The sequence below is a fragment of the Streptomyces sp. NPDC058284 genome (assembly GCF_042881135.1).
Lineage (GTDB): Bacteria > Actinomycetota > Actinomycetes > Streptomycetales > Streptomycetaceae > Streptomyces.
Map to the genome: position 1 here is coordinate 306,530 of NZ_JBHVYE010000001.1, position 24,690 is coordinate 331,219.

2 protein-coding genes are annotated in these 24,690 nt (G+C 72.6%); both read right to left on the reverse strand.

From position 1 onward, the window contains the following. Positions 1–48: 48 nt before the first annotated feature. The gene (locus ACFVYR_RS01140; protein WP_384247311.1) at positions 49–12,246 is read right to left on the reverse strand and encodes an SDR family NAD(P)-dependent oxidoreductase; all 12,198 of its coding nucleotides are present in this window, start codon (positions 12,244–12,246) and stop codon (positions 49–51) included. Positions 12,247–12,392: 146 nt separating this feature from the next. Beyond that, a complete protein-coding gene (locus tag ACFVYR_RS01145; protein WP_389611065.1) occupies positions 12,393–24,656 on the reverse strand; it encodes an SDR family NAD(P)-dependent oxidoreductase in 12,264 nt (4,087 codons plus the stop codon). Positions 24,657–24,690: the final 34 nt, after the last annotated feature.

Sequence of the window (24,690 nt, forward strand, 5' to 3'; positions counted from 1 at the left end):
AGAGTTCACCCAGCCTTCAGCGTGGTTGTCGCGCCGTGCACGGTCGTTTCACACACCCAGTTCTTTGTCGATGAAGTCGAGGACCTGGTCGGTCGTGGCGACCTGGAGCTGCTCCTTCGTGCTCCCGGAGGCCGGCGCCGCTCCGGCCGCCTTCCACTTCGCCAGGAGCGATTCCAGCCGGGTCGTGACCGCGTCGGTATCGACGTGCTCGACGTGCTCGACGAGGGCGGTGGACAGGGCGCTCTCGAGTTTCGCCAGCTCCCGCAGGACCGGATCGGTGGCTTGGTCGGTGGCTTCCCTGCCGACGGGGGTGGCGCCGTCGGGGGCGAGTTGCGCGCCGAGGTGTTCGGCCAGGATGTCCGCGTCCGGGTGGTCGAAGACGAGGCCGGCGGGCAGGCGGAGGCCGGTGGCCGCGGACAGCCTGTTGCGCAGTTCGACTGCGGTGAGCGAGTCGAATCCGAGTTCCTTGAAGGTGCTGCCCGTCGCGAGGGCATCGGTGTGGTGACCGAGGACGATCGCCGCCTGTTCCCTGATGAGCCTCACCAACGTGTGGTGCCGGTCGGACGGCGGCAGGGCGGCCAGTCGGCCCGCCAGATCGGCGGACTGCCCGGCTGCCGTGGCGGTCGGCCTGGTCGTCGCGCTCGTGGGGCGGCCGGCGGCCAGGCTGCGCAGCAGTACGGGCCTCGTGTTCACGGGGTGCGTGGCGAGCGTGCGCAGGTCGAGGTTGAATCCGACGAGGTGGGGGCGGCCGTGAGCGCGTGCGGCGTCCAGCAGGGCCAGGCCGTGCGCGCTGCTCATTCCCTTGACGCCGATGCGGGTCATGCGGGCGATGTCGGTGGTGCTCAGGCCGCCTGTCATGCCGCGCGTCGTGCCGGTTGCCGTTGCACCGGCTGTCGTGTCGGTGGCGGTGGTGCCTGTCGCGTCGGTCGTCTCGCCGGGGGTCTCCCACAGGCCCCAGCCGACCGACAGTCCCGCCAGCCCTTGCACCCTGCGGCGCTGCATCAACGCATCGCAATACGCGTTCGCCGCCGCATAGTTGGCCTGCCCAGGACTGCCCAGAGTGGCAGCAGCCGAGGAGAACACCACGAACAGACCCAGCCGCATCCCCCGCGTCGCCTCATCCAAATGCCGCGCCGCAGCCGCCTTCGCCGCCCACACCCGCGCCAGTCCCTCCGACGTCTGCGCCGTGACCACCGCGTCCTCCAGCACACCCGCCGCATGCACCACACCGGTCAACGGATGCGACGGATCGGTCTTGCCCACCAGCTCCGCCACCGACCCCGCATCACCCACATCAGCAGCAACAACACTCACCTCAGCGCCTAGTTCGCCAAGCCGCTGCACCAGTTCCCCGCTGCCCGGAGCATCCGCACCCCGCCGACTGGCCAACAGCAGGTGCCGCACACCCCACTCCCGTACCAGATGCTCGGCCACCACCCGGCCCAGCGCACCCGTACCACCGGTGATCAACACCGTGCCCTCGGGATCAAGGGCAGGCGGAACCTCCAGCACCAACTTCCCGGTGTGCTTGGCCTGACTCATGAACCGGAACGCCTCCCGCGCCTCGTCCAGCGGCCAGGAACGTACCGGCAACGGCTTAAGCCGTTCTGAGGTGAACAACCCGCCGAGCTGATCGAGCATGTGAGCGATACGGTCCGGCCCGGCGTCGTTCACCAAGTCGTACGCGGTGTACGTGACGCCCGGGTGCTGCGCGGCAACCTCTTCCGCGGTACGCAGATCGGTCTTGCCCATCTCCAGGAACCGACCACCATCACCGAGCAACCGCAGGGAAGCATCGATGAACACACCGGCGAGACTGTTCAGTACGACATCCACACCCTCCCCACCCGTGGCTTCCCGGATCGCATCCTCAAAGGCAAGATCACGCGAAGACGCCCGATGGGCCGCATCAACCCCCATCTCCTCCAGCACCCCATGCTTGGCCGGACTCGCCGTCGCGAAGACCTCCGCACCCAGATGACGGGCAACCTGCACCGCGGCCATCCCCACACCACCCGTACCGGCATGGATCAACACCCGCTCACCAGCCCGCACACCAGCCAGCTCCACCAACCCGTACCAAGCCGTCAGGAACGCCGCCGGAATTCCAGCCGCCTCACGCATGGCCCAGCCCTGCGGGACCGGCGCCACCATCTGGGCCTCGGCGATCACCACGGAGCCGAAGGCACCCTCGAAGACGCCCATCACGTGGTCGCCGACCGACACACGCGTGACGTCGGGGCCCACCTCCGTCACGACACCGGCACCTTCGCCGCCCATGGCGCCGTACGCGGGGACCATCCCCAGGGCGACGAGAACGTCACGGAAATTGAGGCCGGCCGCATGCACGGACACCCGTACCTGTCCTGGCCTCAAAGGCTCGAGGACCTCCGGGCAGGCGACCACCGCCAGGTCGTCCAACGAGCCGCCGTTCTCCAACCGCAGGCGCCAAGCCGCTTCGCCGGGCGGCGCGACGAGTTCGGTCGAACGTCGGGCCTGGGCCAGACGGGGGACGTACAGCTGCCCGGCGCGCAGAGCGAGTTGAGGCTCGTCAAACTCCTCCACTGCCTGGCGCAGCGCATCCTGCGGCAGGTCACCACCATCCTCAGCGGCGCCCCTCTCCACATCGAGGAGGACGAATCGTCCCGGGTTCTCCGACTGCGCGCTGCGGACCAGACCCCACACCGCTGCCGCAGACGCGTCCACCTCCCCGACCCCGTCGACAGCCACGGCACCCCGCGTCACCAACAGCAGACGGGACTCCGACAGATCCGGAGCCGCCAGGAACTCCTGCACGAGTGCCAACACCCGATCCACCACCGGCAGACCAGCGCCACCACCAACAGACGCGTCGACCGGGGCGAGTACTGCCCACGGCACTTCGCTGCCCACCGGCACCACATCGGCCAGACCGACATCGTCCGTCAGCCCGCCCCATCGACCACCGCCCTCAGCAACACCAGCCGCCCTCTCGCCCTGCGAGTCCGACAGTGGTGCCCAGTCCACGGTGAACAGGCCGCGTACGGACTGCTGTTGCGCGGCAGCGAGCCGGCCGGGCTTGACGGGGCGCGTCCGCAGGGAGTCGATGCTCAGGACGAGACCTCCGGTCTCGTCGGCAACCGTCACGCTCAGGCCTTGGTCAAGACTCTCGCCGAGCGGGCGGAGGCGTACGCGGACAGTCGTGGCCCCCACCGCCCGCAGCGACACCCCGGCCCATCCGAACGGCACGTAGACCTGGCCGTCGTCCCCGGCTCCATCCTGGAAGCGGGCGGCGAGGAGTGGGTGGAGGGCGGCGTCGAGGAGGGCGGGGTGGATGCCGTAGCCGTCGTGGGCACCGGCGGCCTCGGGCAGCGACACCTCGGCCAGCAGATCCTGACCGTCCCGCCACACCGCACGCAGCCCCTGGAACGCCGGGCCGTACCCGTACCCGTACCCGGCCTCCGCAGCCTGCGCGTAGAAGTCTTCGACGGCCACGGGCTCGGCGTCGGCAGGCGGCCACACGCCAGTCAAACCAGGCTCAAGGGCGGCTGGTTCGGGGGTGAGGGTGCCGGTGGCGTGGCACACCCAGCCACCCTCGCCGTCACCGCCACCGTCCACCACCGCCGTCGCCGCCGTCACGGCCGCGCCCAGGCCCGTATCGCCCTCAAGCCGGGTGAAGACCTGCACACCACGACGCCCGTCACCGTCGGCCTCATCCACCACGACCTGCACCCGCAAACCACGCCCCTCAGGCACCACCACAGGCGCCTGCAACATCAACTCCTCAACCCCCGAACAACCCACCTCATCCCCAGCCCGCAACACCCACTCCACCAACGCAGCACCCGGCACCAACACCACCCCGGCCACCACATGATCAACCAGCCACCCCACACCAGAACGCGACAACCGCCCCGTCAGCAGACACCCACCCCGGTCAGCAAACTCCACCGCCGCACCCAACAACGGATGCCCCGCAGCCACCAACCCCAGCCCCACCACATCCCCACCACGACCACCGACACCACCACGCCCCGCAAGCCAGAACCGCTCCCGCTGAAACGCATACGTCGGCAAACCCACCACCCTCGGCGCCACCCCACCCGCAAACAACACCGACCAATCCACACCCACCCCCGCCACATGCAGACGGGCGAGCGCATTCACGAAGGCCTGTTCCTCGGGCTTCTCGCCGCCGAGCGAGGACACCAAAACCGGCTCGCGGTCACGGTCACGCGTATCGGCAACGTCGTCCAGGGTGTGCTGGGCAGCGGTCGTCAGCACTGGAGCAGGCCCCAGCTCGACGAACACGCCCGCACGCTCCGCCACCTGGGCAATGGCGGGCTGGAAGAGGACAGGCTGACGCACATGCCGTGCCCAGTACTCCGGAGTCGTGATCTCCTCACCGGCCCGCTCACCGGACACATTGCTGATCAGCGGAATCGAAGGCCGCCGGAACTCCACACCCCGCAACGCCTCGGCGAACTCCGCCAGCATCGGCTCCATCAGCACGGAATGGAATCCGTGACTGACCGAGAGAGCCTTCGTCTTACGGCCCCGCTCCCGCCACCGGCCCGCGACACCCTCCACCTCGTCCGACGGACCCGAAATCACCGTCGAATCGGGCGTGTTGACCGCCGCCACACTCACACGGGTGCCATCCAGCTCGGCAGCCAACTCCTCCCGCGTCGCCTGCACCGCACACATCGCCCCACCCTCAGGCAACGCCCCCATCAACCGCGCCCGCACCCCCACCACACGACACGCATCCGGTAGCGAGAAGACCCCCGCCACATACGCAGCCGCCACCTCCCCAACCGAATGCCCAATCACCACATCCGGCTTCACACCGACGGACTCCCACAACCTGGCCAGCCCCACCTGCAACGCAAACAACCCCGCCTGCGCCCACATCGTGTGATCCAACCGCTCCACCGGACCACAGAACACAACCTCACGCAGTGAAGCCCCCAACTCATCGTCCAACAAGGCACACACCTCGTCGAACGCCTCCGCGAACACCGGGAACCGCTCATACAACCCGGCACCCATCCCCACCAACTGACTCCCCTGACCACTGAACAGCCAGACCAAGTCATCACCCGTACGTCCCTGCGTAGCGGTCGGCCCGACCAGCGCCGGATGTGGGTCTCCGGCTGCCAACGCCTCCAAAGCGGCGCGCAGTTCATGTCGCTCCGTGCCCGCCACAACAGCACGGTGCTCATGCAGCGCGCGCGTCTTCAGCAGCGACCAACCCACGTCGGCCAACGTCGCACTCGCCGTCTCGTCGGCGAACTCGCTCAGGCGGCGTGCCTGTTCTCGCAGGGCCTGTGGGCTGCGCGCCGACACCACCCACGGCACCAGACCACCGCTCTCCGACACCACCGCGGCCTCAAGCTCAACCACCGGCTCCGGAACCTGCTCCAAGATCAAATGCGCATTTGTACCCGACGCACCGAACGACGACACCCCCGCACGCCGCGGACGCCCACCCACCTCCGGCCACACCACCGACTCCGACGCCAGCCGCACCCCACCCGCATCCCAATCCACATGCGGCGACGGCTCATCCACATGCAAACTCGCCGGCACCACCCCATGACGCATCGCCATCACCATCTTGATGACACCCGCCACACCAGCAGCCGCCTGCGTATGACCAATATTCGACTTCACCGAACCCAGCCACACCGGACGACCCTCCGGCCGGTCCTGACCGTACGTCGCCAACAACGCCTGCGCCTCGATCGGATCACCCAACGTCGTCCCCGTACCGTGACCCTCCACCACATCCACATCAGCAGCCACCAGCCCACCACTGGCCAACGCCCGCCGAATCACCCGCTCCTGCGACGGACCATTCGGCGCCGTCAAACCATTACTCGCACCGTCCTGATTCACCGCCGAACCCCGCACCACCGCCAGGACTTGGTGGCCGTTGCGGCGCGCGTCCGAGAGCCGTTCGAGGAGGAGTACTCCGACTCCCTCGGAGAAGCCGACTCCGTCGGCGGCGGCCGCGTACGGCTTGCAGCGGCCGTCGGGGGACAGACCGCGCTGGCGCGAGAAGCCCGCGAACATGTCCGGGTCGGCCACGACGGAGACACCGCCCGCGAGGGCCAGGTCGCATTCGCCCTGGCGCAGCGCCTGCGCCGCCAGGTGGATGGAGACGAGGGACGAGGAGCACGCCGTGTCGACCGTCACCGCCGGGCCTTCCAAGCCGAAGGTGTAGGCGACCCGGCCGGACACCATGCTGCCGGTGCTCGCCAGGTAGGCGTAGCCCTCCAGTTGGGGGTCGGCCTCGGGGAAGGACTTGGCGTAGTCGTGGTTCATCAGACCGACGTATGTGCCGGTCAGGCTGCCCTTGAGCGTCGTCGGATCGATACCCGCACGCTCGAACACCTCCCACGACGCCTCCAGCAGCAAACGCTGCTGCGGATCCATCGCCAACGCCTCACGCCGATTGATCCCGAAGAACGCGGCGTCAAAATCCCCCGCGTCCGGCAGGAAACCGCCCTGGTCGGCGTAGCTGGTGCCGGGGTGGTCCGGGTCGGGGTGGAAGAACCGTTCCAGGTCCCAGCCGCGGTCGGTGGGGAAGGCGCCCATCGCGTCCGTGCGGGCGTCGAGCAGGCGCCACAGGTCCTCGGCGGAGGTGACGCCGCCGGGGAATCGGCAGGTCATGGCGACGATCGCGATCGGGTCGTCCGTGTCCGCCGTCGCCCGGCGTGCGCGTGGGACGACGGGGGCGGACGCCGATGCGGGTGCGGAGGCCGAGGCGCCTGCCAGGCGGTGCGCCAGGTGGGCGGCGAGGGCCTGGGGGGTGGGGTGGTCGAAGACTAGTGTGGCGGGGAGCCGTTCGCCGCAGGCGGCCGACAGCCGGTTGCGCAGTTCGACTGCCGTCAGCGAGTCGAAGCCCAGGTCCTTGAAGGCGACGTCGACCTTCACCTGGGCCGCCGACCCGTGGCCGAGCACGGCCGCGACGTACTCGCGTACGACATCGGTGAGGAGTTGCAGGCGGCCCTCCGCGTCGAGGCCCGCCAGGCGCCCCGCGAGGGCCCCGTCGGCGAGGCCCTCCGAGGCCACGCGCCGCCGGGTGCCGATGGCGGTGTCGGTGAGGGTGCGCAGGAGCGGGGAGAGGCCGTCGGTCACGGCGCGCGGGTCGAGGTCGGCCGCGACCACGTACGCGCGGTCGTGGGCCAGGGCGGCGTCGAACAACGCCAGGCCGCCTTCGTCGGTGAGCGCGGCAAAACCGGTGCGCTTCATGCGTGCCAGGTCCGTCCGGCTCAGCTCGCCCGTCATGCCGCTGGTCGCCTGCCACAGGCCCCAGGCGATGGAGAGGCCCGCGAGGCCCTGGGCCCTGCGGTGCTGGACGAGGGCGTCGCAGTACGCGTTGGCGGCGGCGTAGTTGGCCTGTCCGGGACTGCCGAGCGAGGCCGCCGCCGAGGAGAACACCACGAACAGGGCGAGGGGCGTCTCGCGTGTCGCCTCGTGCAGATGGCGCGCGGCGGTCGCCTTCGCTGCCCACACCCGCGCGAGGCTCTCGGGGGTCTGGGCAGTGACCACGGCGTCGTCCAGGACACCGGCGGCGTGGACCACCCCGGTCAGCGGGTGTGCCGGGTCGACGGACGCGACCAGCTGGGCGACCGACTCCACGTCGCTGACGTCGGCCGTCGCGATGGTCGCGGTGGCGCCCAACTCGGCCAGCTGCGCCACGAGTTCCGCGCTCCCGGGTGCCACGTCGCCCCGTCGGCTCGCGAGGAGCAGGTGGCGAGCCCCGCACTTGCGTACGAGGTGTTCGGCGACCAGTCGGCCCAGTACTCCGGTGCCGCCGGTGATGAGGATCGTCCCCCGCGGGTCGATGTCCGCCGGCCCGCCGGACGTGCCGGAGCCGTTGGACGCGCCAGGCTCGGCGGCTGGTGTCATTCGGGGTTCGGCTCGGATGAGCCGCGGGACTCGTACCTCACCCTCGTGCACGGCGAGTTGGGGCTCGTCCAGGCGCGCCGCCGCCATGGCCGCGGCGAGCGTGTCGTCCGGGCCCAGGTCGACCAGCGTGAAGCGGTCGGGGTGCTCGGACTGGGCACTGCGGACCAGGCCCCACGTCGCCGCGGCCGCCACGTCCACATCCACGTCCACATCCGCCCCACCATCGCCGTCCGTGCCGTCGCCCCCGCCGTCACCCTCGAAGGCCACCGCGCCCCGTGTCACCAGCACGAGGCGGGAGTCGGTGAGAGGTGCGGCGAGCCACGTCTGGACCAGGTCGAGGACTCGGGTGGCGAGGGCCAGGCCGTCGTCGCCGGAGTCGGGCGTGACGGGGGCGGCCACCAGCGACGGCACCGGAGCGCCGGCTTCGACGGACGCCAGCAGGGCGGGCAGGCTCGCGACGTCCTCGCCGAGGGTCACCCAGTCGGTGTTCTCGGGCGCGGTGTCAGGGGCGTTCTCGGGGGCGTTGCCAGTGACGCCACCGGCTGGGACGTTGCCAGTGACGCCACCGGCTGCTGCCGCGACCGGCGTCCACTCCAGGTCGAACAGTCCGTGCCGGTCACGAGCCCCCGCCGCGGCGAGGCGGCCGGTGTCCGTGGGGCGGGAACGCAGATCCCGCACCGTGAGCACCGGTGCGCCCACGGCGTCGGCCACGGTGATCCGCAGGCCTTGGTCGATCCGGTCGCCGAGCAGGGTGAGCCGCACCCGGACCGTGGTGGCCCGTACAGCGTGCAGGGCCACGTCGTTCCAGGCGAACGGCAGCCAGACGTGTCCGGCTTCGGCGGCGGGGAGCAGCAGGGCCGCGGGCTGCAGAACCGCGTCGAAGAGAGCCGGGTGGATGCCGAAGCCGTCCGGTTCGCCGGCCTCCTTGGGCAGCGCCACCTCGGCCAGGACGTCGTTGCCGTGCCGCCACAGGGCGCGCACGCCCCGGAACGCGGGCCCGTAGCCGTATCCGGTCCGGTCGGCCCGCGCGTAGAGGTCGTCGGGGTCGGCCGGTTCGGCGCCGGCGGGGGGCCAGGGGCCGTCCAGGGCCTCGGCCGCGGCCTCCGCCGGCTCGGGGCCGAGCACGCCGGTGGCGTGGCAGGTCCAAGGGTGCGACGACGCGAAGGCGTCGTCGTCATCGGGGCGGGAGAACACGTGGACGTCGCGGCGGCCGTGGGCGTCGGCCGCGTCCACGACGACCTGGATCCGCAGGCCCCCGGAGTCGGGCAGGACGAGCGGCGTCTGCAGCGTCAGTTCCTCCAGGGCGGGGCAGCCCGCCTCGTCGGCGGCGCGCAGCACCCACTCCACCTGTGCGGCGCCGGGGACCAGTGGCTGACCCGCCACGGCGTGGTCGTCCAGCCAGGACGCCGACTGCCGGGAGAGACGGCCGCTCAGCAGGTGTACGTCACCGCCGGCGAGGCCGACGGAGGCGCCGAGGAGCGGGTGTCCCGACGCGGCGAGGCCGAGCCCGGTGGGGTCGCCCGCCTTTCCGGCGGCGGGGGCGATCCAGAAGTCCTGACGCTGGAAGGCGTAGGTGGGCAGGTCGACGGTACGAGGAGCGGGGTCGGCCGGGAACCAGCGGCGCCAGTCGACGTCGGCGCCCGCCGTGAACGCCTGGGCGGCGGCGCGGGCGAGCTGGGTGGCGTCGCCGTGATCGCGCCGGAGCGTGGGGACAACGGTGGCGGAGACGTCCGCCCGTTCGATGAGCGCCTCCGTCGCCAGGTTGAGGACGGGGTGCGGGCTGACCTCGATGAACAGGCGGTACCCATCCGCAAGCAGCGCGTCGACCGTGTCGGCGAAACGTACCGTTCGACGCACGTTCCGCACCCAGTACGCGGAGTCCAGCGCGGTGGTGTCGGGGAGGTGTCCGCCGGTGACGGTCGAGTAGAAGGCGATGTCGGTGGGGGTGGGGTCGATGCCGGCGAGGCCCTCGGTGAGCTGGTCCATGATCGCGTCCAGCTGCGGTCCGTGCCCTGCGACGTCGGAGGCGACGGCGCGGGCGCGCAGGCCACGTTCCTTGGCGTCGGCGACGACGGCCTCGATACCCTCGGGCGGGCCCGAAATAACCGTGGACGAGGGGCCGTTGACGGCGGCGACGACGACGCCCGGGTGGCCGTCGATCAGTTCGGCGGCCTGCTCCTGGCTCATGCCGAGGGACGCCATGCCGCCGTGTCCGGACAGCTGTCGCAGCAGGATGCTGCGGACCGCGACGATACGCGCGGCCTCCTCCAGGGAGATCGCGCCGACGACGCATGCGGCGGCTATCTCGCCCTGTGAGTGGCCGACGACCGCGGCGGGCTCGATGCCCTGGTCGGCCCAGACGGCGGCGAGCGCGACCATGACGGCCCACAGCACCGGCTGGATGACGTCGATCCGGGACAGTTCCGTGCCGTCCGCGCGCAGCACGTCGGTCAGGGACCAGTCGACGTACGCGGAGAGTGCCTGCTCGCACTCGGCGATACGGGACGCGAACACGGGTGACTGGTCGAGCAGTTGGACTCCCATGCCCACCCACTGGCCGCCCTGTCCCGGGAACACGAGGACAGGTCCCGGGCCCTTCGCGCCCGCCGTGCCCGACACCACGTCCGGTGACACCTCGCCCGCCGCCAGCGACCGTAGGCCGGCGAGGAGTTCCGTGCGGTCCGCGCCGATGACGACGGCCCGGTTCTCGAACACCGATCGTGTGGTGGTGAGGGACCAGCCCACTTCGACGGGCGATGCCGATCGCAGGTCCGTCTCCACGTGCTCGGCCAGCCGGGCGGCCTGTGCCCGCAGCGCGTCCTCGCCGCGCGCAGAGACCACCCAGGGCACCACCGTGTCGGCCACCGGTCCAGCGGTCGTGGGCGTGGGCCGCTCGGTGGCCCCCTGGGGCGTCGTCCCCTGAGCCTCACCGGGCTCCGTAGGTTCCTTGAGCTCCGTGGGCGCCTCGGGCGCCTCCTCCAGGATGACGTGGGCGTTCGTCCCCGACATGCCGAAGGCGGACACGCCCGCGCGGCGCGGGCGTTCGCCGCGCGGCCACGGCACCGGTTCGCTCAGGAGCCTGACGGAGCCCGCGGACCAGTCGACGTGCGGGGTGGGCTCGTCGACGTACAACGTGGCGGGCAGCAGTTCGCGCCGCAGCGCCATCACCATCTTGATGACGCCCGCGACGCCCGCGGCGCCCTGCGGGTGACCGATGTTCGACTTGACCGAGCCGAGCCAGAGCGGCCGGTCCTCGTCCCGGTCGCGGCCGTAGGTGGCGAGCAGGGCGCCGGCCTCGATGGGGTCGCCGAGCCTGGTGCCGGTGCCGTGCGCCTCGACCGCGTCGACCTCGGCGGCGCCCAGGCCCGCGTTGGCGAGGGCGGCCCGGATGACGCGTTCCTGCGAGGGGCCGTTGGGCGCGGTGAGTCCGTTGCTCGCGCCGTCCTGGTTGACGGCCGAGCCACGTATCACGGCCAGGACCTCGTGGCCGTTGCGGCGCGCGTCGGAGAGCCGCTCCAGCAGGAGCAGACCTGCGCCCTCGGAGAAGCCCGTACCGTCGGCCGAGGCCGCGAACGCCTTGGAACGGCCGTCGGGCGACAGCGCGCCCTGCCGCGAGAACTCGGTGAACGCGCCGGGCGTCGACATCACGGTCACGCCACCGGCCAGCGCCAACTCGCACTCGCCCATGCGCAGCGCCTGGGCCGCCAGGTGCATCGCGACCAGCGACGAGGAGCACGCCGTGTCGACACTCACCGACGGGCCCTCCAGGCCGAGGGTGAAGGAGATGCGGCCGGAGAGGACGCTGAGCGCGTTGCCGGTCAGCAGATGGCCCTCCACCGTCCGGTCGGGCTGCGCGCCGCCGAAGCCGAGCACTCCGGCCCCTACGTAGACGCCGGTGGCGGTGAGCTTCAGGTCCGCCGGGTCGATGCCGGCCCGTTCGAGGAGCTGCCAGGCGGTCTCCATCAGCACCCGCTGCTGCGGGTCCATGGCCAGCGCCTCGCGCGGGCTGATCCCGAAGAAGGAGGCGTCGAAGGCGGGGGCGTCGTGCAGGAACCCGCCGCGCCGCACGTAGCTGGTGCCGGGGTGGTCGGGGTCCGGGTGGTAGAGACCCTCCAGGTCCCAGCCCCGGTTGGCGGGGAAGTCGCCGATGGCGTCGCCGCCCTCGGCCACCAGGTCCCACAGGGCCTCGGGCGTACGGGTGTCGCCGGGGAAGCGGCACGCCATGGAGACGATGGCGATCGGCTCCTGGGAACGCTCCTCCACCTCGCGCAGGCGCTGACGGGCCTGGCCCAGGTCCACGGTGACCCGCTTCAGGTACTGACGAAGCTTTTCTTCGTTACTCGCCATCGAACGTCACTTCTCCATCAGTGAAGGGCACCGGGGGTGGGGGAAGGTTGGGGGGGGGCAGAGGGTCGCTGCTCTCGGTCGGTAGGGCGGTAGGGCGGTAGGGCGGTAGGGCGGTAGGGCGGTAGTTCAAGCGGCAGGTCGGCAGGTCATAGTTCGCGGTCGATGAACTCGAACATCTCGTCGTCGGAGACGTCGTCGAGCGCCTCCAGGCCCGCCACGCCCGCCGCTCCGGCCGCGGCACCGGCCCCCGCGCCGTTCACCTTCGCCAGCAAGGTGTTGAGGCGCCTGGTGACCCGGCCGCGCGCGTCGTCGTCGAGGGCCTGACCGAGGGCGTCCAGGGTGGACTCGATCCTGCCGAGTTCGTTGAGTACGGGGTCCGCGGCGTCCTTGAGGGGCGGCGGGGCGCCGTCGGGCGACAGGCGCTCAAGGAGGTGTTCGACGAGTGTGGCGGACTCCGGGTAGTCGAAGACGAGCGCCGCGGGCAGCTTGAGGCCGGTCGCCGCGGCCAGCCGGTTGCGCAGTTCCACGGCGGTCAGGGAGTCGAAGCCGAGCTCTTTGAACGAGGTGTCCGGGCGGACGGCGTCGTGGTCGGTGTGCCCGAGGACGCCTGCGACGTGTGTCCGGACGAGGTCGAGCAGCAGTCGGCGCCGTTCGGCGGGCGGCAGTCCGGCGAGCCGGGTGGCGAGACCGTCCGCCGAGGCGGCCGGAGCGCCCGCCGCCACGGTCCGCCGGGCGCTCCGGCCGCCCGGAACCGTGGCGGCGATGGCGCGCAGGAGGACGGGCCGGGCATCGGTGGGCTGCGCGGCGACGGCTCGCGCGTCGAGGTCCACCACGACGACGTTCGGCCGGCCGTGGGCGCGGGCGGCGTCGAGCAGCGCCAGTGCGCGCTCGGTGGTCAACGGGGTGAACCCGGTGCGTTTCATGCGTGCCAGGTCGGTCTCGCCCAGATGCCCGGTCATGCCGCTCGCGGTCCGCCACAGGCCCCAGCCGATGGAGAGGCCGGTCAGTCCCTCGGCCCGGCGGCGCCGGACGAGGGCCTCGGCGTAGGCGTTGGCGGCCGCGTAGTTGGCCTGGCCGGGGCTGCCGAGGGTCGCGGCTGCCGAGGAGAACACCACGAACAGGCCGAGCCGCATCCCGCGTGTCGCCTCGTGCAGATGGCGCGTCGCGGCCGCCTTCGCGGCCCACACCCGGGCGAGCCGGTCGGGGGTCTGCGCGGTGACGACCGCGTCGTCCAGGACGCCGGCGGCATGGATCACTCCGGTCAGCGGGTGCGCCGGGTCCGTCTTGCCGACGAGCTCCGCCACGACATCCGCGTCACTGACATCGGCCGCGACTACGCTCACCTCGGCGCCCAACTCCCTTAGCTGCACCGCCCGTTCAGTGCTTCCGGGCGCCTCGGGTCCACGCCTTCCGGCCAGCAGCAGATGCCGTACGCCCCACCGCGTGACCAGGTGCTCGGCCACGGCGGCAGCGAGGACACCGGTACCTCCGGTGATGAGCACCGTGCCGTCCGGGTCGAGAGCGGGCGGGATCTCCAGCACCAGCTTGCCGGTGTGCTTGGCCTGACTCATGAACCGGAAGGCGTCCCGCGCCCGCCCCAGCGGCCAGGACGTGACCGGCGGCGGGGCCAGAGCGCCGGAGGCGAACAGCTCTCCCAGCTCCGCCAGCATCACCCCGATCCGTTCGGGTCCGGCGTGCGGCACGAGGTCGAAGGCCCGGTACCAGGCGCCCGCGTGGTCGGCCGCGACCCGGTCGGGGTCCCGTTTGTCGGTCTTGCCCATGTCGACCATGCGTCCGCCCTCGGCGAGCAGGCGCAGCGAGGCGTCGGTGAACTCCCCCGCCAGGCTGTTGAGTACGACGTCCACGCCCCGCCCGCCCGTCGCCTCCCGCAGGACCTGCTCGAAGCCGAGATCGCGGGACGACGCGCGGTGGGCCGTGTCGATGCCCATGCCGTCGAGCACACCGTGCTTGCCGGGGCTCGCGGTGGCGTACACCTCGGCGCCCAGATGGCGGGCGATTTGGACGGCGGCCATGCCCACGCCGCCGGTACCGGCGTGGATGAGCAGCGACTCACCCGCTTGGAGGCGCCCGAGGTCGACCAGCCCGTACCAGGCCGTCAGGAACGCCACGGGCACCGCTGCCGCCTCCCGCAGACTCCAGCCCTCCGGCACCGGGACGACCATCCGGGCATCCGCGACCGCCAGCGGGGCGAACGCGCCCTCGAAGAGGCCCATCACACGGTCACCGACCGACAGATGGGTCACGCCGGGCCCGACCTCCGTCACATGGCCCGCGCCCTCGCTCCCGGCGAAGGTGCCCTTGTCGGGGTACATGCCCAACGCGATCAGCACGTCGCGGAAGTTCATGCCCGCCGCCCGTACGGCGATCCGCACCTGACCAGCCTCCAACGGTGCGAGCGCCTCCGGGGCGTCGATGACCGACAGGTTCTCCAGGGTGGCGGTGCCCGAGGTGCCGAGACGCCAGATGGAGGCGCCGACCGGGGGGACCAGCTCTTCGGGCGCGCCTGCGGGCATCATCCTGGGGACGAGCACGGAGCCGCCGCGTAGGGCGAGTTGGGTCTCGTCGAGGTCTTCGACGGCTTGGCGCAGCAGGGTTTGCGGCAGCTGGCTGCCGTCCGGGCCATCCAGGCCGTCCAGGCGGTCCAAGCCGCCCGCCGCGGCACCGGGCTCGACGTCGAGCAGGGCGAACCTGCCCGGGTTCTCCGACTGCGCGGTGCGCACCAGGCCCCACACGGCCGCGGCGGAGGTGTCCACGTCCGCATCGCCATGGGTGGCCACCGCGCCCCGTGTCACCACGAGGAGCCGCGAGTCCGCCAGCTCCGGCACGGCCAGGAACTCCTGCACCAGCGCGAGGACCCGCTCGACGACCGGCATGCCGCCGTCACCGGCGGAGGCCTCGACGGGAGCGAGCACCGCCCAGGGCACGGCGCCGCCCACCGGCACCACGTCGGCCGGACCGACTTCGCCCGTCAGCCCGACCCAGCCGGCGCCGTCCGGCGCGGCGGCCCGCGGCGCGGGGAGCGGCGTCCACTCCACGGTGTAGAGCCCGTCGACACCGGTGTTGACGGCGGACGCCAGTTGCCGGGGGTCGGCCGCGCGCAGTGTCAGCGCGTCGGCCCTCAGAACGGGCGCGCCGGTACCGTCGGCGATCTCGACCCGCAGCTCCCGCTCGGCCGCATCGCCCTGCGGGCTGAGCCGGACACGGACGTGGGTCGCACCGTCCGCACACAGGGACACCCCGCGCCACGCGAACGGCAGCCACATCTGTCCGTCGCCGGGCCGGTCGAGGAGCATGAGCGGGTGCAGGGCGGCGTCGAGCAGGGCGGGGTGAATCCCGAACCCGTCGCGTGTGCCCGCCTGTTCGGGCAGCTCAACCTCGGCGAGCAGATCGGAGCCGAGCCGCCACAGCGCCCGCAGCCCTTGGAACGCCGGGCCGTACTCGTACCCGGCCTCCGAGGCCCGCGCGTAGAAGTCCGCGACGTCCACCGCTTCGGCACCGGACGGCGGCCACTCGCCTGCCACCTGCGGCTCCGCAGGCACAGGTTCAGGGCTCACCGCGCCAACGGCATGGCACAGCCAAGCGGCGCCGCCACCCGCTCGGTCCAGTCGCGAGTACACGTGTACGTCACGTCGGCCGCCCTCGTCCGCCGCCCCCACGGTCACCTGGATCTGTAGCCCGCCGGAGTCGGGGAGTATCAGGGGCGCCTGGAGCAGCAGCTCGTCCAGGGTGGCGCAGCCCGCCTCGTCCGCCGCTCGCAGCGCCCACTCGACCAGCGCCGCGCCGGGCACGAGGACCGTTCCAGCCACCACGTGTTCGGCCAGCCATGAGGGCGCCTTGGGCGTGAGCCGCCCGGTGAGCACGTACGAGTCGGACTCGGCGAGCTCCACGCAGGCGCCCAGCAACGGATGACCGACGGAGGACATCCCGAGGCCTGCGGCGTCACCCGTGCCTGCGGTGGGTTCCTCCAGCCAGTAGTGCTGGTGCTGGAATGCGTAGGTGGGGAGGTCGACGGTACGGGGGGTGGGGTCGGCCGGGAACCAGCCCGTCCAGTCGATGTCGGCGCCTGCGGTGAAGGCGTGGGCGGCGGCGCGGGTGAGCTGGGTGGTGTCGCCGTGGTCGCGGCGGAGGGTGGGGACGACGGTGGCGGAGACGTCCGCCTGCTCGATGGTCTCCTCCATGCCGAGGTTGAGGACGGGGTGGGGGCTGGCCTCGATGAAGAGCCGGTAACCGTCGGCCAACAGCGTCTCGATGGTGTCGGCGAAGCGGACGGGCCGGCGGAGGTTGGTGACCCAGTAGGCGGTGTCCAGGGCAGTGGTATCGGCAAGCCGTTCCGCGCTCACCGTCGAGTAGAACGCCACGTCCGTACGGGAGGGCCGGATGTCGGCGAGACGCTCGGTGAGCAGGTCGTGGAGCTGGTCGATCTGGGGACCGTGGGAGGCATACCCGACGTCGATGACGCGAGCCCTGAACCCACATGCCTCGGCATCCGCCACAACAGCGGCCACATGCTCGGGCGGGCCCGAAATGACGGTGGACGAGGGACCGTTGACCGCTGCGATGCACACGCCGGGCCGGTCGTCCCCGATCAGCTCAGCCGCTTCCTCCGCACTCACCCCCAACGAGGCCATATCCCCGTGCCCCTGCAACTGCCTCAGCGCATCACTGCGTACGGCCACGATCCGCGCCGCATCCTCCAACGACAGCGCACCGGCCACACACGCAGCCGCCATCTCCCCCTGCGAATGCCCCACCACAGCAGCCGGTACGACCCCACAGTCCGCCCACACGGCCGCCAGCGACACCATCACCGCCCACAACACCGGCTGCACCACCTCAACCCGGGACAGCTCACTGCCGTCCCCGTGCAGCACCTCCGTCAGCGACCAGTCCACATACGCCGACAGCGCCCGCTCACACTCCGCGATTCGAGCCGCGAACACCGGCGACTCATCCAGCAGCCGAGCCCCCATCCCCACCCACTGCGACCCCTGCCCCGGAAACACCAACACCGGCCCGGCACCGGAAGCCCCCCGCACAGCTCCCTCGACCACATGCGCCGACGGCTCACCCGCAGCCAGCGAACGCAACCCCGCCACAAGCTCCGCACGCTCCCGGCCCACCACCACAGCCCGGTTCTCGAACACCGACCGCGTCTTGACCAGCGACCAGCCGACTTCCGCCGACGCTGCCGCCGAGGTGCTCAGTGAATCCGCAGTCGCCAGGAACTCGCTCAGCCGACGCGCCTGTTCCCGCAATGCGGCCTCGCCACGTCCGGACACCACCCACGGCACCACAGCCCCGGGCGCCTCCTGCGACACCTCAGGCACCGTCTCCTCCGGCGCATCCTCCGGCGCTTCCTCCAGGATCAGATGCGCGTTCGTCCCCGAGATGCCGAAGGACGACACCCCGGCGCGGCGCGCACGTTCGCCGCGCGACCACGGGACCGGTTCGGTCAGCAGGCGTACTCCGCCTCCTTGCCACTCCACGTGGGGGCTCGGCTCGTCGGCGTGCAGGGTGGTGGGCAATTGCTCGTGGCGCAGCGCCATCACCATCTTGATGACACCGGCGACGCCTGCCGCAGCCTGCGTATGGCCGATGTTCGACTTGATCGAACCGAGCCACAACGGCCGTTCCGCATCGCGCTCTTGGCCGTACGTCGCAAGGAGCGCCTGCGCCTCGATCGGGTCGCCCAGCGTCGTGCCGGTGCCGTGCGCCTCCACCGCGTCGATGTCTTCGGGGGTGTGGCCCGCGCCGGACAGGGCGGCGCGGATGACGCGTTCCTGGGAGGGGCCGTTCGGGGCCGTCATGCCGTTGCTGGCGCCGTCCTGGTTGACCGCCGAGCCGCGCAGCAGGGCCAAAACCTTGTGGCCGTTGCGGCGGGCGTCGGAGAGGCGTTCCAGGACGACGAGTCCGGCGCCCTCGCCCCAGCCCGTGCCGTCGGCCGCGGCGGCGAACGGCTTGCAGCGGCCGTCGGGGGCCAGGCCGCGCTGGCGCGAGAACTCGACGAAGGTGTTCGGGGTCGCCATGACGGTCGCGCCGCCGGCGAGCGCCAGGTCGCATTCTCCCTGCCGCAGCGACTGGGCCGCCAGGTGCATCGCGACCAGTGAGGAGGAGCAGGCGGTGTCCACCGTGATGGCGGGGCCTTCCAGGCCGAAGGTGTAGGCGACCCGGCCGGAGGCGACGCTCGGTGTGCTGCCGGTCATGATGCGGCCCTCGAAGCCGTCCGGTTTGCGGGCGAGGAAGCGGGAGCCGTAGTCGTCGTACATGATCCCGGTGATGACGCCGCAGGAGGTGCCCCGCAGGGCGGCCGGGTCGATGCCCGCGTGTTCGAAGGCCTGCCAGGCGGTTTCGAGCAGCAGTCGCTGCTGCGGGTCGGTGGCCGCTGCCTCGCGCGGGCTGATGCCGAAGAACCCTGCGTCGAACCGGGCGGCGTCGTAGAGGAAGCCGCCTTCGCGGGTGTAGCTGTGGCCGACCCGGTCGGGGTCGGGGTCGAACAGGGTGTCCGTGTCCCAGCCGCGGTCCTCGGGGAACGGGCCGACGGCGTCGGTGCCACTCGCCACGAGCTGCCACAGCTCTTCGGGGGAGGTCACGCCGCCCGGGTAGCGGCAGGCCATGCCGACGATGGCGATGGGGTCGTCGTCGGTGGCCGTGGTGCGTGCCGTCGGCGCGAGGGCGGCCGGGGCCGTGGGCCGGTCGCCGTCGGGGAGGAGGCTGCGCAGGTGGCGTACGAGGGCGCTGGGGCTGGGGTGGTCGAAGATGAGGGTGGCGGGGAGCCGGATGCCGGTTGCGGTGGAGAGGCGGTTGCGCAGTTCCAGGGCGGTGAGCGAGTCGAAGCCCAACTCCTGGAAGGCGCGGCCCAGTTCGATGGTGTGCGGGGAAGGGTGGGCCAGGACGGTCGCGATCTGCTCGCGGATGAGTTCGCTGAGTGCGCGGTCGCGGTCGGCGTCGGTCAGGCGGGCGAGCCGGGCGCTCCATGAGGTGGGCGCGCTCTCTTCGGCGGTGGCGGCGGTGGCTGCGGTGGGGCGCGGGGCTCGTACCAGGCCGCGCAGGGCGGGCTGCAGGGTGCGGGCGGCGGCCTGGCCGCGCAGCACGGCCCGGTCGAAGCGGGTGGCGAGGACCGTGGGGTGCGGGGAGCGGAGAGCCGCGTCGAAGAGGGCGAAGGCCTGGCCGTCGTCGAGACCGCGCACTCCGGTACGGAGGATGCGGGCGCGGTCGGCCTCGGCGAGCCGGGCGGCCATGCCTCCGGACGCCGACTCCCACAGGCCCCAGGCGACCGAGGTGGCGGCCAGGCCGTGGGCGCGCCGGTGCTCGGCGAGGGTGTTGAGGAAGGCGTTGGCGGCGGCGTAGTTGGCCTGGCCGGCGTTGCCGATGACGGAGGCGCCGGAGGAGAAGAGGACGAAGGCCGCGAGGTCCCTGTCGCGGGTGAGTTCGTGCAGGTGCCAGGCCGCGTCGGCCTTCGGTGCGAGGACGGTGTCGAGCCGGTCGGGCGTCATCGTCGCGATGAGGCTGTCGTCGATGACCCCCGCGGCGTGGATGACGGCGGTGAGCGGATGCGCGGCGGGAATGTCGGACAGGAGTCCGGTCAGCGCGTCGGGGTCGGTGATGTCGCAGGCCGCTACGCGCACGTCGACGCCGGCACCGAGGTCGGCGAGCTCGGCGCGCAGCTCCGCGACGCCTTCGGCGGCTTCGCCCCGGCGGCCGGCGAGGAGCAGGTGGCGGGCGCCGTGTGCGGTGGCCAGGTGCCGGGCGACGGCCCGGCCGAGCCCGCCGGTGCCGCCGGTGATGAGGACGGTGCCCTCGGGGGCGATGGGCGGGGCGGGGGTGTCGGGGCGGGGCGGGGTGACGGCGAGGCGCGGCACGAGTGCGGTGCCCGCGCGGAGGGCGAGTTCCGGCTCGGCGTGGCTGACCGCGGCGGCCAGGGCGGACGGCAGCGCGTGGCGTGACGCGGCGTCCTGGTCGATGTCCACCAGCAGGACGCGGTCCGGCTGCTCGGCCTGGGCGGCGCGGACCAGCCCCCAGAGGGGCGCGGTGGTCAGGTCGGCGGGGGCGTCGCCGGTGCGGGCGGTGACGGCACCGCTGGTGAGGATGACGAGCCGGGCGGCGGTGAGGCTGTCCGCGGCGAGCCAGTCGCGCAGCAGCTCCAGGGCGCGCTGGGCGTGGGCCCGTAGCTGGGCGGGGACGCCTGCCACGCCCCCCTCACGGGTGGGGGTGGCCGTCGTGCCGTCGGCCTCTGCGGGGAAGGGAGCGAAGACGAGATCCGGCTCGGGTTCGCCGTTCGCGACGGCGGCCGTCAGGGCGGACAGGTCCGGGTGGTGGGCGGCGGGGCCGATTCCCGCGTCGTCGGAGCCGAGTACGGCCCAAGTTCTGCCGGTGAACGCCTCGTCCGCCAGCGGGAGTTGCTGCCAGTCCAGGTGGTACAGGGGTGGGCTCGTGGTGGGGCGGGCGGCGCGCCAGCGGTCGGCGGGGATCAGGCGCAGCCGCAGGGTGTCGATGGTGGCGACCGGGGCGCCCTCGGGGTCCGTCAGCGTCAGCCGCAGCTGGTCGTCGCCGCGGGGGCTGAGGCGGGCCAGCAGGCGGGTGGCGCCGGTGGCGTGCTGGCGTATGTCGCTGAAGGAGAACGGCAGCCGGACCGGGGCCTCCGCCTCCCCCTCACCGTCGTGGTAGAGCTCGTCGACGGCGTGCAGGGCGGCGTCGAGCAGGGCGGGGTGCAGGCCGAACGCGTCGGCTTCGGCGCGCTGTTCGTCGGCGAGGCGGACGTCGGCGTACAGGTCGTCGCCGTGCCGCCAGGCGGCGTGGACGGCGCGGAAGGCGGGCCCGTAGTGGTAGCCCTGCGCGTCGAGGCGGTCGTACAGCGCGTCGACGTCCAGGGCGGTGGCTTCGGCGGGCGGCCAGGGCGCGGCATCGGGCGCGGACGGTTCGGTGGCCGGGCCCGCTGCGAGGACGCCGGTGGCGTGGCGGCGCCAGCTGTGGTGTCCCGCGCTGTCGCCGCCGTAGTCGGCACCGGTATCGACCCCGGCTCCGCTTCCACTTCCCGTGCCGGTGCCGGTGACGTCGTCGGCTGGGCGGGTGTGGACGGTGAGGGTACGGCGACCGGACGCGTCCGGGGCGGTGAGGGCGACCTGTATGTGAACGGCACCGGAAGCGGTACCGACACCGGAAGCGGTACCGATACCAGGACCGGCGCCCGCCTCGTCGAGCAGCAGCGGGCTTTCCAGGGTCAGATCGTCGACGGTGTCGCAGTCGGCGTACCGCCCCGCGAGCAGGGCGAGTTCGACGAAGGCGGTGGCGGGCAGCGGTACGCCGCCCGCGATGGTGTGGTCGGCGAGCCATGGGTGCGTACGCAGGGACAGGCGTCCCGCGAGCAGGAGGCCGCCGTCTGCCTGCCGGATGACGGCTGGCAGGAGCGGGTGGCCGGTTTCGTGGAGGTCGGCGGCGCGGGCGGGTGCGGCGGCGTCGGGAGTCGTACGCCAGTAGCGCCGACGCTGGAAGCGGTAGGTGGGGAGCGGCAGTTGCGCGGCCCCGGCCGGGACGAGGGAGGTGAAGTCGGCGGTGTGGCCGTCGGTGTGCAGCGCGGCGACGGCGCTCAGGAGCGTGCGTGTCTCGTCGTGTCCGGCGCGCAGGACGGCCGTCACGACCGGCGCGGCCTCCTCGGCGGTGCCGGTGCCGGTGCCGGTGCCGGTGTCGGTGTCGGCCTCGGTGTCGTCCGTCGGAACCGCCCGGTCCGGGAGGCAGTCCTGGACCATGGTGGCGAGGACGGGGTCGGGCCCCAACTCCACGTACCGCGCGACGTTCTGGCCGTCGAGCGTGACCAGCCCGTCGAAGAAGCGCACGGGGCGGCGGACGTGCCGCACCCAGTACTCGGGGTCGGTCAGGAGTTCCGCGTCGGCGAGTCGGCCGGTGAGGTTGGAGACGACGGGCAGCGTCGGCGGGTGGAGAGTCAGCGTGCGGACCACGCGCCGGAAGTCGTCGAGCATCGGCTCGATGAGCGGCGAGTGGAAGGCGTGGCTGACGTTGAGGCGCTTGGTCTTCACTCCGCCGGTCTTCCGTTCACCGTCCTTCGGCCCCCGCCCCCGCAGGGCCCGTTCGAGCTCCGTGACGGCGGTGGCCTCGCCCGAGACGACGACGGCGGTGGGGCCGTTGACCGCGGCGAGGGAGAGACGCTCCTCCTTCCCTTCGAGCAGCGGGAGCACGTCGTCCTCGGCCGCCTGGACGGCGAGCATGGCGCCGCCGGGGGGCAGGGCCTGCATGAGGCGACCGCGCGCCGCGACCAGTTTGCAGGCGTCCGGCAGGGAGAACACCCCGGCCACGTGCGCGGCGGCGATCTCGCCCACGGAGTGCCCGGTCAGCTGAGTGGGCTTGATGCCGAAGGAGGTGACCAGGCGGTACAGCGCGACTTCGAGGGCGAATAGGGCGGCCTGGGTCACCCCGGTCCCGTGCAGCGCCGCCGCCTGCGCGGTGTCGGCTGCGGCGAACAGGACGGGCTTCAGCGGCTGGTCGAGCAACGGGTCCAGGTGGGCGCAGATCTCGTCCAAGGCATCGGCGAAGACGTCGAAGTCCGCGTACAACTGAGCGCCCATGCCGGTGCGTTGGCTGCCCTGACCGGTGAACAGGAAGGCGGTGCCGCCGGGCCTCGCCGGGCCCGCGGCGCGGGTGAGGGCGGGGTGGGAGCGGCCCGCGGCGAGGGCTGCCAGCGCTGCGGCACACGCGTCGTGGTCGTCGCCGAGCACCACGGCGCGGTGCTCGAACAGGGTGCGGCGCAGCAGTGTCGCGCCGACGTCGGCCGCGGGGCTTTCGGGCCGGGCGGTGAGGTACCCGGCCAGCGCGTCGGCCTGGGCGCGCAGTGCGGCGGGGGTGCGGGCGGAGAGCAGCCAGGGCAGCGGTCGCCGTTCGGCGGTCTGCGGGTGTTCGACGGTCTGCGGGAGTTCGGCGTTCAGCAGCCGGGTGACGGGCCGTGGTGCGGCGCCTTCATCGGGGGCGCTCTCGGCGGCTGCCGGTTCGGCGCCGGTCGGAGGTGCCTCTTCGAGGATGAGGTGGGCGTTGGTGCCGGAGATGCCGAAGGAGGAGATGCCCGCCCTGCGGACCCGGCCGTCCCCCTGCGGCCAGTCGACCGGTTCGGTGAGCAGGCGTACCGCGCCCGACTCCCAGTCGGCGTGCGGGGTGGGCTCGTCGGCGTACAACGTCGCGGGCAGCGTCTGGTGGCGCAGTGCCTGGACCATCTTGATCAGGCCCGCGGCGCCCGCCGCGCCCTGGGTGTGGCCGATGTTGGACTTGACCGAGCCGAGCCACAGCGGCCGGCTCCCGTGCCGCTCCTGCCCGTACGTGGCGAGGAGCGCGTCGGCCTCGATGGGGTCGCCGAGCCGGGTGCCGGTGCCGTGCGCCTCGACCGCGTCGACCTCCGCGGGCGAGAGCCGCGCCCCGGCGAGGGCGGCGCGGATGACCCGCTGCTGGGCGGGGCCGTTGGGGGCGGTCAGGCCGTTGCTGGCGCCGTCCTGGTTGACGGCGGAGCCGCGGATGACGGCGAGCACCCGGTGGCCCGCGCGGCGGGCGTCGCAGAGGCGTTCCAGTACGAGGAGTCCGGCACCCTCGGAGAAGGCGGTGCCGTCGGCGGCGGCCGCGAAGGGCTTGCAGCGGCCGTCGGCGGCCAGGCCCCGCTGGCGGGAGAACTCGGTGAACACGTACGGGTTGGTCATGACCGTGACGCCGCCCGCGAGCGCCAGGTCGCACTCCCGGCGGCGCAGCGCGTGGGCGGCCAGGTGCACGGCGACCAGCGACGACGAGCAGGCGGTGTCGATGGTCACCGCCGGGCCTTCAAGGCCGAAGGTGTAGGCGAGTCGGCCCGAGAGGACGCTGGGGGCACTGCCGGTGACGAGGTGGCCCTCGGCCGCCGGGTCGATGTGCGGGGTGCCGAAGCCGGGCAGCGCGGCCCCCGCGTACACGCCGGTGCGGCTCCCCCGCAGGGCCCGCGGGTCGATGCCCGCACGCTCAAGCGCCTCCCAGGCGCACTCCAGGAGCAGCCGCTGCTGCGGGTCGAGTACGGCGGCCTCGCGCGGGCTGATGCCGAAGAACTCCGGGTCGAAGAGGTCGGCGTCGTGGAGGAACCCGCCCTCGCGGGCGTAGCTCGTCCCCGGGTGGTCGGGGTCGGGGTGGAAGAGCCGCTCCAGGTCCCAGCCCCGGTTGTCGGGGAAGGGGCCCAGCGCGTGGCCGCCCGCGGAGACCAGGCCCCACAGGTCCTCGGGGGTGCGGATGCCGCCGGGGTAGCGGCAGGCCGTCTCCACGACGGCCACCGGTTCCTGGTCGCGCTCCTCGGCCTCGCGCAGCCGCTGTCGGGTGGCGTGCAGGTCCGCGGAGACACGCTTGAGGTAGTCGACCAGCTTCTCTTCGCTCACCATGTGCGCTTTAGCTCCCCGCCCGTGATCGCGGGGT

Excerpts from the sequence above, each read along its gene's own strand:
- ACFVYR_RS01145 (WP_389611065.1), bottom strand. The coding sequence starts at position 24,656 with ATGGTGAGCGAAGAGAAGCTGGTCGACTACCTCAAGCGTGTCTCCGCG.
- ACFVYR_RS01140 (WP_384247311.1), bottom strand. The coding sequence starts at position 12,246 with ATGGCGAGTAACGAAGAAAAGCTTCGTCAGTACCTGAAGCGGGTCACC.